Below are 13,916 nucleotides of genomic sequence, written 5' to 3' on the forward strand. Positions count from 1 at the left end.
GGAACGCATTCCCACTGTGAGAGCTGGCTTGCCTGCGATGACGCCCGTACAGCCCCCTGATTATTGAGGCCTGGGCTGTTCGGTCAACACCACCGACGCCGGCACCTCTTCATCCGGCTCATCCACCTGCGCGGTGCGCTTGGGCAGCAACACCTGCTGTGGATAAGTCTGCGCGAAGTGCACCTCGTCACAGTTATCCACAAGCTTTTTCAAACGCTGGTTAAACGCACGACTTACGGCGTATTGCCCGCCCGACACGGTACGGAACTGCGCCGTGAGTACGACGCCGTTGAGGTCCATCTTGTCGACGCCAAACACCTCCAGCGGCCCTTGCAGGTTGTACTTGAGGAATACGTCATCGCGGATCGACTGGCCCGCGTCACGGATCAGCTCCACGGCCTTGTCCACATCGGTGTCATACGTGAACTGCACCGAGAAAAATGCGTAGGCAAATTGCCGCGACTGGTTGGTGACCGCCTTGATCTGCCCGAACGGCACCGAATGCACAAAGCCCTTGCCGTCACGCAGGCGCAGGGTGCGAATGGTCAGGCCTTCAACGGTGCCGGCATGGCCGGAGTCGAGCACCACCCAGTCGCCAATCGACAGCGTGTCTTCAATGATGATGAACAGGCCGGTGATCACGTCCTGCACCAGTTGCTGCGAGCCGAAACCAATGGCCAGGCCGACCACACCGGCACCGGCGAGCAGGGGCGCGACGTTGATGCCGAGGTTGGCCATGGTGGTGATCGCGCAGATCACCACCAGGATAATTTTCACCGCATTGCGCAGCAGTGGCAGGATGGTTTTGACGCGGGTGCTCGGCTGGCGGCTGGAGCGTTTATTCACTGGCGGTTTCAGCGCTTCCTGGATCGCCGTGTCGAGCACCACCCAGAACAGCCAGGTCATCAACAGGATCAGGCCGATGCTGCTCAGGGAATCGCTGATGGCGCGGCCCACCGAGTTGCGCTGGGCGAACTCGAACAGCGACACCCCCCAGATACGGCCCAGGACCTCGATAAACGCAACGGCCATCACAATCCGCAGAATCGCGTGCAGCAAGCTGAGGAAACGTTCCTTGTAGGCGCTGCTGCGTTGCATCGCCACCTGGCTGCGGGACTTGAACAGGTGTTGCAACACCGTGCTGAGAAACACCGTGCCGATCAACAGAATAGTGGTGAACAACGCGCAGCGCAGGGCCTTCTGGTTATCGTCGCCGGCGCCAATCAGGTTGATGGCCGAGACCAGTACCATCAACAAAATCGGCCAGTACCACAGGCCGGAAAAGATTCGCAGCGATTGCTGCAATGCCGGGTGTTTAAGGCGCTGATTCAGTGGCCGGTTGCGGATCAGGTGCGCGACCGGACGCCGCAGGCGAATCACCAGCATGCCGAAAATCACTGCTGCGAACAGCCCGGTAAAGACGGCGATGCTGCTGGTGATGTTGCCACCCAGTTGGCGGGCGATTTGCGGGCTGGTCAGGGCGTCACTGAGGGCCGCGAGAAAGCCGATCAGGAACAGCGGCTTGGGGCAGTAGTCGCGAATAATCTGCACGGCCGGGCGCTTGTGGCCCACGTTGAACATCACGATGACGCACAACAGCATTGAGGTGGAAAAGATGCCACTGCTGGTCGCATAAGCGAAACACAGCGCCAGCGCGCGGCCCACCGAGGTGGGCAGGAAATGGCTGACATACAGCGTCAGCGGCAGGCAGATCAGCGCAGGAATCGTGTAGGGCACCACATAGCCGAGTACCCCTTGCAAGCGCCTGCGCTGTTCGACAAAGGTGCGTCGACTCAGACGCTGAACAAGAAAGCGCCCGAGCAAGGTCAACACTGCAAAGGCGCCGATCCACACCCCCGACAGCAACAGGAAGTCACCGGCCACGCTCCACGGCGAGCGCTCGGCGGTCTGGTCCACCAGCCGCCCCACCTCATCCGCCGCACGATCGGCACGCAAGCGCCAGGCATCGATCAGGTTTTGATTGAGGTCGAGTTTGTCCTGGACGTCGTCGATGCTGGAACTGATGGCGCCGAGCAGGCCGCCTTCCACCAGCAACTCAGGCTTGGCGGCGGGCGCTGGCGTGGCAGCCGGTGCCGGTGCCGCAGCTGCCGGTGCAGTCGCGGCGTGCAAGGCGCCGTTGCCGAACAACAGCAGCGCGCCGAGCAGTAATGCGGTCTTTGAGTTCAGCAAAACACCGGGCTCCTTCAGAAGGTCTGTAAGGAACTGACGGGTTTGAGCTTCGATGGTTCACTTCAAGTCAACATTCAGGCTTGGCGCTCCAAATGCCACCAATTGCGCGTTGGAACCGGCAAACCAGCCTTTCCAGAAGTCCTCGAGCGCCTGAATGGTCTTGCCGGAGCGATAGGCCTGCTTGACGTCCTCTGTCAGCAGCGCAGCCCCCGTCACATACACCCGCGCACCTTGCAGGTCAGCGAACAAGCCTTTGTCGGCGACGCGTTTCAGTTCAGCCGCGGGCTGCAGGTCACGGATGCGGTTGTTGGCGTAGAAGCTGCCGAAATCACTGTTTTCCAGCATGTCGGAGACCAATAACACCACGCGTTCCTGGGCGGGCTGCTGGCCCAGGTCTTTGCCGATCTCGCGCAATGAATGGAAGATTTCGCTACGCGCAATATCTTCGGACGCTTCGCGCAGCGTGGTCACAAACACCTTGCCCAGGGTCTTGTTGAAAAAGCTGCGCTGCTCGCCCAGGCAGGTATCGAAGGTGCGCAGCGATTGCATGCCGACGCCGTTGCGAACCTTCTCATCGATCCCTCGATTGAGCGCGCCGGCAAAGCGCAGCTGCATGTACTGCCCCGGCACAAAGGCCGAGAAACTGTACAGCCGCACCTTGTCACCCGGCTGGACGAAACGTTGCACCTGCGCCCAAGTTGCTTTCTGAATGACCTCGGGCATGGGGATCGTCTGATCGATGATCACCGTCAGCTCGCGGCCCGTCTCAACCGGACGAAACTCCCCGACCTTGGCGAAGGCGTAGCAGTCCGGAACGTCGTTGCGCTCACCGGCCACCGCCATCAGAGGCGCCAGCAACAGGGCACAAAAAAAGCCTGGCTTGGTCATTCAGGCACCTGTCGCATCAAAGTCTTTGAGCAACTGCTGCTCGGCACGCAGCGCCAGCAGGTCTTCCAGCGCATGGCCTTTGACGCGGCTGATGGTTGCCAGTTGTTCTTCGCTGTAGGCGGTCAGGTCCTTGCCGCGCAGGGCATCGAGGTTTGTCGACGACACCACAGGCTGAACCGGCGCCGCCACTTCAGGCGAAATGGTCGCGGCAGCTGCACTGACCGGCTTGGCCGCAACGTCCGGAGTTGCCGGCAACGCCTGCTTGCGGGCCAGGTAGGTCTCGAAGTTGCGGTTATGCGCACTGGTCAACGCCGCCTGTTGCTGAGCGTTGGTGGTCGACCGCCCGGCCAGCTTGAGTTGCAACTTGCTCAACTTGTGATCGGCATGGGACGCAATGTCCACACGCTCGCTTTGCATCGAGTTTTCCAGGGCTTCACCGCTGGAGAACTTGTGAGTGTGCTCCCAGGCGGTCTTGGACTCGACACCGGCAAAGCCGAAGATCGACGCCAGCCAGATGCTGGTGATCTGAATCGCGATATAGATCACCGACAGTACGATGAAGGTAATCAGCGAAGCCTTGCGGATCGCGTCCATCTTGTCGGTGAGGGTTTGCTTGTCGGCCTGATCGTTGATCGCCGCGGAATCGGCTGGCAATTCAAACGGGCTGGCCGAATCGTAATTCTGCTGGGCAAACGCATGCGGGCTGCCGACCATTTCGGTCTCGATGCTTTTGAGCTGCATGGTGCGGATGCCGAACGCCGCAATCGCAATGATCGCAATCCAGATGCCGGTGGTGATCATCCAGCCACGGCTCGGGGTCACCGTGTGGTTGGTATTGATGCGCGCCAGGATGCGGTCGTAATCCTTGCCGCCTTTGTCACTGTCGGTGTCTTTGATGCCAATGCCCGGCAGCTCTTTGAGCTGGGACGGACGATTGCTGTCGGCGTCGTTTTCCCACCAGTGGCGCGCTTTGCTGATCAGCGCATTCTTGTGGGCGGCGCGGCCGGTCACTTCGGCCAGGATCGCCGAGGCGACGGCCAGCAGGAATGCGAACAGCCAACCCATCCAGCTTTGATCGTTGGCCGACAGGTTCTGGTTGATGAACGGCACCAGCACGTAAGCAAAACCCACGGCCTCGAACATGATGAGCATGAAGATCAGCGCAAACACCCAGAACGGCCGTTCGCGGCGCCCGCGCTCGCCGATGGTGCGCAGGTAGGACTCGCTCTTGTTGAAGAACTCGACGTTTTTCGCGCCGATCTTTTCATAGCGCGAATAGTAGGCGTCGCACAGCTCGCTTTCCGATTTCGGCCAGCCGTGGGAGTCGAGCATCAGGCTCTGCCTGGACAGGCGCGCGACCTTGCCGATCAGCGGAACGCCATGCCACACACGCATGACGAAATACCCGACCTTGTCCCAATACGCTTGAATCAAAATGGCCGCCAGCAGCGTGGAGAGCACAAGCCCGGTGATCAGTTTGTTGGCCCAAAGCAGGGCCGTCAGCGCATTGAAGCTGAACTCTTCCATGGTGTATTTCCTTGAGGCTTACGCGCGAATCGGCACGAAACGGGTGGTGAAGGCTTCACGGCTGCGCGGGTAGAACAACGCACCGTCAGTGGCTTCGGAATTTTTCTTGCTGAACACCACGTCGATACACGACACCGGTGCCTTGGGGTCCTGGGTGAATACGCGATAAAGCACCAGGTCCTCACCTTCATAGGTGTTGGCCACGGCTTTGCTTTTGATCGACTTGCGATTGCCCTGGTCGTAGCCCTTGACCACTTCAATGAAGGGTTGGCGATCGACGCTCGCGCCATCGCGCAGGATCGAGACCGGCGACAGCGTCACCAAGTGGCCGTTGACCAGGTTGGCCCACACGCGGTTGTTGTACCCCGGCAGGTACTCGGTGGTGGTTTGTGTCTCCAGCGCTTGCCCGCTGGCGAGGTTGAACACCTTGCCGCTTTCACGCGGGCGGTCTGCCTCGCAACTGCTGGACGGCAGGTCGCTGGCGTGAGCACTGGACACGAGGGCAAAGCCGGCCTTTTTCGGCGCGATGGCCTGGCCGAGTGTCCAGGCGGTGTCACTGGCCGATTGGCCGCCGAAATCCACCAGGGCGGTGCCCGAGTCGGTGGGTTTGCTCTCGCTCGCGGCTTTGGACGCGACGGCAGGTTTGCTTTTGGAGGTGGTGGTAACCGTGCGCGCAGGCTCGGTGGAGGTGCCGTGCGCCAAGTATTTGGTGTTGTTCTGTTCTGCGTTGACACGCTTGACCAGCATGTTGCGGTCGGTGACCTCAACGATTTCAACCCGGCGGTTCTTGCCGCGCTGCTGGCTGTCGCTGTTGTCGGCGATCGGCCGGGAAGCGCCCGCGCCCTGGAAAAACATGCGCTGCGCGGCAATACCCTGTTCGGCAAGGATCGACGCGATCGCACGCGCACGCTGCTCGGACAACCGCTGATTGGTCGCCGCGCTGCCGGTGCCATCGGTGTGACCCACGACGAGAATCGCAGCCTGAGAATTCTGCCCCGGTTTTGGCGCAAAGGCCGCCGCCAGCTTGCGCACCTGCCGCTGGCCATCGACGCTCAACTGCGCGCTGCCGGTGGCGAACATGCCTTCGTCCTGAACCTGAGCGACGATCCCCGCGTCTGTCGGCGCAGGCGCTCGCGCAGTGCCGGTGGCAACGTCCTGGCTCTGCAACGTTTGCACCTGGATATTCAGGTGTTCTTCGCGGGCGACGCGCTCCAGTTCCTGCAAACGGTTCTGCCACAGGTTGCCGGCCACACAGCCGGCGGCGCCACCAACACCACCACCGATGATGGCCTTTTTGGCATCGCCGGTGATCGCGTAGGTCAAACCGGCGCCGAGTATCGCGCCACCTGCACAGCCGAGCGCCGTGCCGTAGTTTTTGCCGGCGTCATTAAGTGTCGCGCAGCCACTGAGCGCTATTGCACCCGCGAGCAGGCTGATATTTCGAGCAAGGGAGGTAGTCATTGGGCGGGTTCCGGCCTTGAAAAAGAGCCGCCGACCCCACTGCCAACGCCAAAAGCGCCAGCGGCATCATCCATGAACAGGCCCTGCAAAATCATTGAGTTGAACAGATCGCGCGGAATTTGATCACGGCAGTGATGGCATTTCAATACTATTTGTAACTCTTTGTTAGCCGCGCAATGCGCCGCTTCCTTGTCGGCACCGTCCGTAGAACGCCCGAAACTTTATTCAGTCGCCCGCAGTCAGCCATTCAATGAAGCCTTGGCTTATTCTTCACAGGACTCTTTATGGCTGCGAACCCCGACTGGGTGCCCACGACTCCCAGCGTCGCCATCACCCGCTTCACGGTGTTGACGGTCAATATCCACAAGGGCTTCACCGCCCTGAACCGGCGCTTCATCCTGCCCGAGCTGCGCGAAGCGGTGCGCAGTGTGGGCGCCGATATGGTGTTCCTGCAGGAAATCCACGGCACCCACGAACGCCATCCGCAGCGCTACAGCGAATGGCCGGACATGCCGCAGTACGAGTTTCTCGCCGACAGCATCTGGCCGCAGTACGCCTATGGGCGCAACGCGGTTTACCCTCATGGCGACCATGGCAACGCGTTGCTCTCCAAATTCCAGATTGTGCGCTACGACAACCTCGATATTTCCCAAAGCGGCCATGAGAACCGTGGCCTGCTGCATTGCGTGTTACGCCTGCCGGGCAGTGGTCAGGAAGTGCATGCGATCTGTATCCATCTGGGCTTGCGTGAGGTACATCGCCAGCAACAGTTGCGCTTGCTGGAGCAGCGCGTCAGCGAGATCCCGGCGGATGCGCCTTTAGTGGTGGCCGGCGACTTCAACGACTGGCGCCAGCGTGCCGACCTCAGCCGCAGCGGCCTGCGGGAAGTGTTTATCGAAACCCACGGCAAGCTGCCGCGTACCTTCCCGGCGCGCCTGCCACTGCTGCCGCTGGACCGCATCTACGTGCGCAACGTGAAGATCCACAACCCCCGGGTGCTGACCACTCGCCCCTGGTCGCATCTGTCAGACCATGTGCCGCTGTCGGTGGAGATTGAGCTATGAACGTTGCGGTCGAGCATATTTCCACCGACCAGCCGCCGGATGACGCCAAGGCCCGTGATCTGGATTACGGCTGGCAGCCGGGCAACCGCGTTGAGTTGCTGGAGAATGGTGAGGCGTACTTTCCCAAGGTGTTTGCGGCGATGCGCGAGGCCAAGCGCGAGATCCTGCTGGAGACCTTTATTCTGTTTGAAGACAAGGTCGGTCATGAGCTGCAAGGCATCCTGATCGAAGCGGCGCAGCGTGGTGTGAAGGTGGTCGCCAGCCTCGACGGCTTTGGCTGCGGCGAACTGAGCCCGGGGTTTCTTGGCGAGTTGGCAGAAGCCGGGGTGACGGTGCAGATGTTTGACCCGGCGTCAAAAATGCTGGGGATCCGCACCAACTGGTTCCGCCGCCTGCACCGCAAGATTGTGGTGGTGGACGCGACGGTCGCGTTTATCGGCGGGATCAATTTTTCCGCCGACCACCTCGGCGATTTCGGCCCCGAGGCCAAACAGGATTATGCGGTGCAGGTGGTGGGCCCGGCAGTGGCCGATTTGCACCATTTCGCCCTGGCGCAAAGCGGCCGCCAGGTGCGCACCCGGCGCGGTTGGCGGCGGCGCCAGCAACGCCCGTCGCTGTGGTCAACCGACAACGACGAAGGCCTGGTGCGCCTGATTTATCGCGACAACGTGCAGCATCGCGATGATATCGAAGAAGCCTACATCCACGCCCTGAGCAAAGCACAAACACGCGTGGTGATCGCCAACGCCTACTTCTTCCCCGGCTACCGCCTGTTGCGTGAAATCCGCAACGCCGCGCGCCGTGGCGTGCAGGTGCAACTGATCATGCAAGGCCAGCCCGATGTGCTGCTGGCCAAACTGGCGGCGCGCATGCTTTACGATTATCTGCTCAAGGACGGCGTGGTGATTCACGAGTATTGCCAGCGCCCGCTGCACGGCAAAGTCGCGTTGGTGGATGACACCTGGAGCACCGTGGGGTCCAGCAACCTGGACCCGTTGAGCCTGTCGCTGAACCTGGAAGCCAACGTGCTGATTCGCGACCGCGCGTTCAATCAGCAGCTGTATGAGCGCCTGGACCTGCTTGCAAAAAACCACTGCCAGACCATGCCGGAAAACCGCAAGCCACGCCTTTGGCTATGGCGTTTAACCGTGGGTTTTCTGGTGTTTCATGTGATGCGCCATTTCCCTGCGCTGACCGGTTGGCTGCCCGCGCACAAGCCGCGACTGAAACCCTTCGAGCGCCAGGCCCATGACCTCTGAAGCTGGCGGTTCACGCTTCAAACGCTGGAAGAAACCACTGACCATCGTGTTCTTCCTGCTGCTGATCGTGCTGTTCACCCTGCTCGCCCGGCGTATCGACTGGAGCGAGGTGGTGCAGACGCTGGGCGATTTCAAGATACGCACATTGCTGATCGCCGGCGCGGTGACGCTGTGCAGTTTCCTCGTCTACGCCAGCTTCGACCTGATCGGCCGCACCTACATTCGCCAGCCGCTGGGCTGGAAGCAGATCTTGCCGGTGGGGATCATCAGTTATGCGTTCAACCTCAACCTGAGCGCGTGGGTCGGCGGGATTGCCATGCGCTACCGGCTGTATTCGCGGCTTGGCGTAAGCACCAGCAACATCGCCAAGATTCTGGGCCTGAGCCTGGCGACCAATTGGTTTGGCTACATGGCGTTGGCCGGAGTGGTGTTCAGTAGCGGGTTGGTGACGATGCCGCCGGGCTGGAAGGTCAGCAGCACGGCGTTGCAGGGGATTGGCGCGCTGTTGATCCTGGCGAGCCTGGGGTATCTGGCGGCGTGCCAGTTTTCGAGGAAGCGCGCGTGGTCGATCAAGGGCATCGAGATCAACCTGCCGTCGTTGCGCATGGCGTGTTTGCAGTTGGCATTGGGGGCGTTGAATTGGTCGCTGATGGCGGCGGTGATCTTTACCTTGTTGCCGGCCAAACTGGATTACCCGCTGGTGCTGGGGGTGTTGCTGATCAGCGCGATTGCCGGGGTGGTCACGCATATTCCGGCGGGCCTTGGGGTGCTGGAGGCGGTGTTTGTGGCGCTGTTGCAGCATGAGGCGTCGCGGGGGAGTTTGCTGGCGGGGTTGATTGCGTATCGGGCGATTTACTTTATTTTGCCGTTGTTGATTGCGCTGGTGATGTACCTCGCGGTGGAAGCCAAGGCCAAGGCGTTGCGGGTGAAGAAGGCGCCGGCTTGATCAGATGTTGAAGGGACTGGCGCTATCGCGGGCAAGCCCGCTCCCACAGGGGGAATGCGTTTCAACAGGGAAATGCCATTCAAATGTGGGAGCGGGCTTGCCCGCGATAGCGGTCTAGAGAGCTGCACATTATTGAGACTGGATAATGCTCAACCGCTCACCCACCACCATCTCGGTAATCCAGTCCACCAAAATCGAGGTGTATGCCTGCTGCGACACCGGGTCACTCAATGAATGGTCCGCCCCATCGATAATCCGGTGAGTCAGCGAATGCGTCTGCTGGCACGCCGCGCGGTAGCTCATGATCGTGGCATGGGGCACGTGGTCGTCAGTCTCCGATTCGACGATCAGCACATCACCCGTAAACGCCGAGCAAGCGTGCAACGCGCGGTTGGTCTCGGCGTGCACCAGTGTGCCGCGGTAATCCATCAAGTCAGCTTTATCCAGGTCGCGCTTGGGCTTGAGCCATTCCTGATCGCGGTACAACGCCGGCACACGCAGCGCCAGCCAGCGCACCGGGCGCAATGAGGTGAGAATCGCCGCCAGATAGCCGCCGTAACTGGTGCCCACCACCGCCACCGCCGAGGTGTCGATGGCCGGGTGCGACAGCAAGCGATCGTAGGCGGCCAACAGGTCACGCAGGTTGTCTTCGCGGGTCACACGGTTGAGCGGAATACCGGTGCCGGCGTGGCCGCGCAGGTCGAAGGTCAGGCACACGCAACCGAGCCCGGCGATGCCTTTGGCGCGTTCCAGGTCGCGCTCCTGGCTGCCGCCCCAGCCGTGCACAAATAACACCCCGGGTACTTTGGATTTGGGGCTCAGAAAGGTGCCACTCATTTGCTCGTCGTCTATGTCGATCGCAATGCTTTCGCTTCTAGCCGTCATAAGATTTAACCGTCACGTACTTGAGAAGAAAGTCGCTGTTTTCCGCGGGGCCGCGATACACCTCAATGGCATCCGCCGGCAGCGCCTGGTCTACGTAGGTTTCCACCGAAGACACATGGATCGCACGCAGCCCCGGGTGGTTGATAAAACTTTGCAGCGCCGCGACTTCCGCGCTGCTGGCCCCGCCCATGCGCCAGGACTGCTCGAGCACACCGCTGCGGCGCTGGCCGTTGCTGTCCAGGCCCTGGGCAATGTCGTAGTTGCGCCGCGACGCGTAGAAACCGGGGTAGGCTTCATCGGCCGCCGTGTCGAAGACTTGGGCTTGCTCAATGGCTTCGCGCACATCGTCAGGCAAATCGAGCTTCAACAGGTTTGCGTAGCCGCCGGGTACCACCAGCAGGTCTGAGCCGCCGTAGACGTCTTCGCCCTGCCCGTCTTTTGTCAGGTATTGCTCGCCGCAGTAACTGAACACGTGATCGCCGATAAAACTCTGGCCGACGCTGTGGGTGATCACGTCGTGCAGGTCCTGCTCCAGCACCACGCCGTCACTGAACAACTGCGCCGCGTCCGGGCGCGCCAGTACGGCTTCGAATTCGTCGAGGCTGTGGATAACTTGCTGGCCACGCCCGGCGCAGGCGTGCACGGGTTTCAGGCGGATTGGCCCGCTGTAGAGCAGACGCGTGGCAGCGGGCAACGCGTCTTCAAGGGCGAATACGCTCAGACCGTCGAGCACCACGCTGCGTACGCGCTCGCCGAACAGCGGCGACCAACCTTCGGGCGCTGTCGCTTCAGGGCTCAGCAGGCCATGGCTGATGGCTTTGGTGCAGATAAAGTCGTGATCGACATAGCCGCCCCACAGGTCTTGCGGGCCATTGATATTAAGTTCACGGGCCTGGTGCAAGCCGACCAGTGTTTGGGTGGGGAGCAGGTACAGGTCGCGCCCGGCATGCTTTTGCGGGTCGTAACTGCCGCCGAACTTCAGGCCGAGGATCTGCGCCAGCCAGCGCGCGAGTGCGCGGTTGGTTTCGACTTCATGTTGCGGCGCGCCCTCGCGGGTGGAGTGAGCGACGACCAGTTTCTTGCGTTGAGTCGGGGTCATACGTCCCCCTTGGCTTTCCTGCCATGAGTGTAGACCGAAGGTTGCAGGGATCAGGCCAGCACACGTCTGCAGAGGATGGTTTTAAAATCAACCGGTTGCGATAAAAACGATGGCAGTTAGCCTGCTTTATTCTGCACGACGCCGCTGTAAACGCGCGGCGTTCTGCACGATTTACACGCCAAAGCGACTGCGATAATCACTGGGTGCCAGGCCCGTGATTTTTTTGAAGGTGGCGCGAAAGGCACTGGGGTCCTGGTAACCGACTGTCCAGGCAATGTGGTCGATAGTGCCGTTGGTGAACTCCAGCATTTGTCGCGCCTTGCCCACCCGCAGATGTTGGCAGTACTCGGTGGGCTTCAAGCCGGTTGCACTCCGAAAGCGCCGCAGAAACGTGCGCTCTTCCAGGCCCGCCTCTTGCGCCATCGCCGCCACAGAAACATCCACCGCGCCGCTGGCCTGTAACCAATGCTGCACCTTTAGAATCGCGCCATCGCCATGCCCGAGGATTGGCGCAAAGTTGCTGCCGCACCGGCTCGCGCTGCCGCTGTGCTCAATCACCAGAAAACGCGCGGTGTCGGCGGCGAGGCTCGGCCCCATCAGGCGGTCGACCAGCCGCAGGCCCAATTCGGACCAGGCCATCAGCCCGGCAGTGGTGATCAGGTCGCCGTCATCAACAATCGGTTTATCTGCCTCCAGGCGCACGGCCGGGTAGCGCGCGGCGAAATAGTCGGCGGACGACCAGTGCGTCGTGGCGCTGCGCCCATCCAGCAGGCCGCTGCGCGCCAGCATGATCGAGCCGATGCATACGCCGCCGAGCACCGTGCCCGCTGCGTGTTTCTCGCGGATCCATTCAAGCAAAGCAGGCGGCGCCTGATCTTCGGTGAACTCGCCAATGGAGGGTGGCACCAGCAGCGCCATCATGGGCTGTTCCGGGCCAGGGTGGCTGTCGAATACGCGCGTTGGAATACCCTGACCATCCACCTGCCAGTGGCTGACCCGCAGCATAGGCAGTTGCGCAGATTGATGCTCGGCGGCGATCCGGTTGGCCACGCCGAACAGGTCGGTCAAGCCATGCACGGCGGCCAATTGCGCCCCCTGATAGATCAATACCCCCAGCTCAACAACCGCCATTGTCAGTTTTCCCCCTGTTATTGTCGGTGCAGCCAATCCCCGGTGTTAACGCCAGCTAACATACTGGACCCATCAACCCATCACGAGGCAACACACATGGCCAAGCAAGCGCTCATCCTAATCGATATCCAGAACGACTACTTCCCTCAGGGCAAATGGCCACTTAACGGTGTGGAAGCGGCGGCAGACAAAGCCGCGCAGGTGTTGCAGGCCTTTCGTCAGGCGGGCAAGCCGGTGATTCATGTGCGCCATGAGTTCACCTCCGAGGACGCACCGTTTTTTACGCCGGGCTCTGAAGGCGCGCACCTGCATCACAAGGTGCTGAATGAAGGCAGTGAGCCGGTTGTGCTTAAACATTTCGTAAACGCGTTTCGCGAAACAAATCTGCGTGAGTTGCTGGAACAGCGCGCAATCACCGACGTGGTGGTGGTCGGCAGCATGAGCCATATGTGTATCGATGCCGTGGTGCGGGCGGCGGCGGACCTGGGGTACAAGGTCACCGTCATCCATGACGCCTGCGCAACGCGCGACCTGGAATTCAACGGGCAGGTAATCCCGGCCGCGCAGGCGCATGCGGCTTATATGGCATCGCTGGGGTTTGGGTACGCTGAAGTGGTGTCGGCGGATGAATACCTGACGACGCAAGCGGCGGCGGCTTGACCGCCACTTGCTCGGCTGGCTTTAGCGGGTAGCAATAATGAACAGGCGCGGGAATGGCAGCAGGACCGTGCCATCAGCCAGAGCCGGGTAGGCCTGGCTGATCCGCGCCTGATAGTCGCGCAGGAACGCAGCTTTTTCGTCATCGGACAAAGGAGCGAGGAAAGGCCTGAGTGCCGAAGCCTTGAACCACTCGACGACCGCCGCATGATCCGCCAGTGGGTGCTGGTAGGTCGTGCGCCACACGTCCACGGTGCTGCAGTGTTTGCTCAACAGCTCGAAGTAGTAGCTCGCGGTGTGCCGTTCGTTGTGTTTCACCGCACCGATTTTGGCCGACCAAGGGCCATCGGCCGCGACTTCGCGAGCGAGCCGGTGGGCGGGCTCATCGAGGTTGTCCGGGGTTTGCACGGCCAGCGTACCGCCAGGCGTCAGCTGGTTGACCAAGTGCGGGTACAGCGTGGCGTGGTCCGGCAGCCATTGCAGGGACGCGTTGGCCAGAATCACATCGAAAGACTGTGCGGGATTCCAGGCGCCAATATCCGCCAGCTCAAAATTCAGCGCCGGTAGCCGTTTGCGCGCGTCCACCAACATGTCGTCCGAGCTGTCCATGCCCGTGACGTGCGCGTGAGGAAAGCGCTCAGCCAATACCTCAGTGGAATTGCCCGGGCCGCAGCCCAGATCCACTGCCGTTTTTACTTCGCTGTTTGGAATCGCCGCCACCAGGTCACGGACGGGACGAGTGCGCTGTTGTTCAAACATCGTGTATTGCTTGGCGGACCAGGTCATCACGGCTTTCCTTCTTTTTGAGG

Annotated in this window: 12 protein-coding genes; 4 read left to right on the forward strand and 8 right to left on the reverse strand. The window is 61.1% G+C overall.

What is annotated here, in order from left to right:
• Nucleotides 1–60: 60 nt before the first annotated feature.
• The 4 genes from BFW87_RS07855 to BFW87_RS07870 are packed head-to-tail and all read right to left on the reverse strand — an operon-like array spanning nucleotide 61 to nucleotide 6,066.
• Complete coding sequence (locus tag BFW87_RS07855; protein ID WP_078739344.1) at nucleotides 61–2,190, reverse strand: mechanosensitive ion channel family protein; 2,130 nt, start codon at nucleotides 2,188–2,190, stop codon at nucleotides 61–63.
• A 57-nt stretch (nucleotides 2,191–2,247) separates the two neighbouring features.
• Entirely contained in the window at nucleotides 2,248–3,078 is an 831-nt protein-coding gene (locus BFW87_RS07860; protein WP_078739345.1) for a hypothetical protein, read from the reverse strand.
• Nucleotides 3,079–4,605, reverse strand: a complete 1,527-nt coding sequence (locus tag BFW87_RS07865; RefSeq protein WP_078739346.1) for a hypothetical protein — start codon at nucleotides 4,603–4,605, stop codon at nucleotides 3,079–3,081.
• Nucleotides 4,606–4,623: 18 nt separating this feature from the next.
• Nucleotides 4,624–6,066 carry an OmpA family protein gene (locus BFW87_RS07870; RefSeq protein ID WP_078739347.1) on the reverse strand — a complete coding sequence of 481 codons (1,443 nt, stop codon included), beginning with the start codon at nucleotides 6,064–6,066 and terminating at the stop codon, nucleotides 4,624–4,626.
• A gap of 284 nt (nucleotides 6,067–6,350) precedes the next feature.
• Here BFW87_RS07870 and BFW87_RS07875 point away from each other — a divergent pair, with 284 nt between their 5' ends.
• The 3 genes from BFW87_RS07875 to BFW87_RS07885 are packed head-to-tail and all read left to right on the forward strand — an operon-like array spanning nucleotide 6,351 to nucleotide 9,335.
• The gene (locus BFW87_RS07875) at nucleotides 6,351–7,130 is read left to right on the forward strand and encodes an endonuclease/exonuclease/phosphatase family protein (protein ID WP_078739348.1); all 780 of its coding nucleotides are present in this window, start codon (nucleotides 6,351–6,353) and stop codon (nucleotides 7,128–7,130) included.
• Complete coding sequence (gene clsB / locus BFW87_RS07880) at nucleotides 7,127–8,389, forward strand: cardiolipin synthase ClsB (protein ID WP_078739349.1); 1,263 nt, start codon at nucleotides 7,127–7,129, stop codon at nucleotides 8,387–8,389. Before BFW87_RS07875 ends, clsB begins: the two co-directional genes overlap by 4 nt.
• Nucleotides 8,379–9,335 carry a lysylphosphatidylglycerol synthase domain-containing protein gene (locus BFW87_RS07885; RefSeq protein WP_078739350.1) on the forward strand — a complete coding sequence of 319 codons (957 nt, stop codon included), beginning with the start codon at nucleotides 8,379–8,381 and terminating at the stop codon, nucleotides 9,333–9,335. The genes clsB and BFW87_RS07885 overlap by 11 nt, the downstream gene beginning before the upstream one ends.
• Nucleotides 9,336–9,464: 129 nt before the next feature.
• Here BFW87_RS07885 and BFW87_RS07890 read toward each other — a convergent pair whose 3' ends face one another.
• The 3 genes from BFW87_RS07890 to BFW87_RS07900 all read right to left on the reverse strand — a co-directional run bounded on the left by BFW87_RS07890 (nucleotide 9,465) and on the right by BFW87_RS07900 (nucleotide 12,450).
• Nucleotides 9,465–10,220 (reverse strand): alpha/beta hydrolase family protein, encoded by a 756-nt coding sequence (locus BFW87_RS07890; RefSeq protein WP_078739351.1) that lies wholly within the window; start codon nucleotides 10,218–10,220, stop codon nucleotides 9,465–9,467.
• Nucleotides 10,210–11,319 carry a DUF3182 family protein gene (locus tag BFW87_RS07895; protein ID WP_078739352.1) on the reverse strand — a complete coding sequence of 370 codons (1,110 nt, stop codon included), beginning with the start codon at nucleotides 11,317–11,319 and terminating at the stop codon, nucleotides 10,210–10,212. Before BFW87_RS07895 ends, BFW87_RS07890 begins: the two co-directional genes overlap by 11 nt.
• Before the next feature lie 171 nt (nucleotides 11,320–11,490).
• Complete coding sequence (locus tag BFW87_RS07900) at nucleotides 11,491–12,450, reverse strand: GlxA family transcriptional regulator (protein ID WP_078739353.1); 960 nt, start codon at nucleotides 12,448–12,450, stop codon at nucleotides 11,491–11,493.
• A gap of 96 nt (nucleotides 12,451–12,546) precedes the next feature.
• On the opposite strand from BFW87_RS07900, the gene BFW87_RS07905 reads away from it, so the two are divergent.
• Nucleotides 12,547–13,110 (forward strand): cysteine hydrolase family protein, encoded by a 564-nt coding sequence (locus BFW87_RS07905; RefSeq protein WP_078739354.1) that lies wholly within the window; start codon nucleotides 12,547–12,549, stop codon nucleotides 13,108–13,110.
• 21 nt (nucleotides 13,111–13,131) lie between these two features.
• Here the strand turns inward: BFW87_RS07905 and tam are convergent, their stop codons facing one another.
• Complete coding sequence (tam, locus tag BFW87_RS07910; RefSeq protein WP_078739355.1) at nucleotides 13,132–13,893, reverse strand: trans-aconitate 2-methyltransferase; 762 nt, start codon at nucleotides 13,891–13,893, stop codon at nucleotides 13,132–13,134.
• Between the last annotated feature and the right edge of the window lie 23 nt (nucleotides 13,894–13,916).

It is taken from the genome of Pseudomonas fluorescens (assembly GCF_002022275.1).
GTDB classification, from domain to species: Bacteria; Pseudomonadota; Gammaproteobacteria; order Pseudomonadales; family Pseudomonadaceae; genus Aquipseudomonas; species Aquipseudomonas fluorescens_AJ.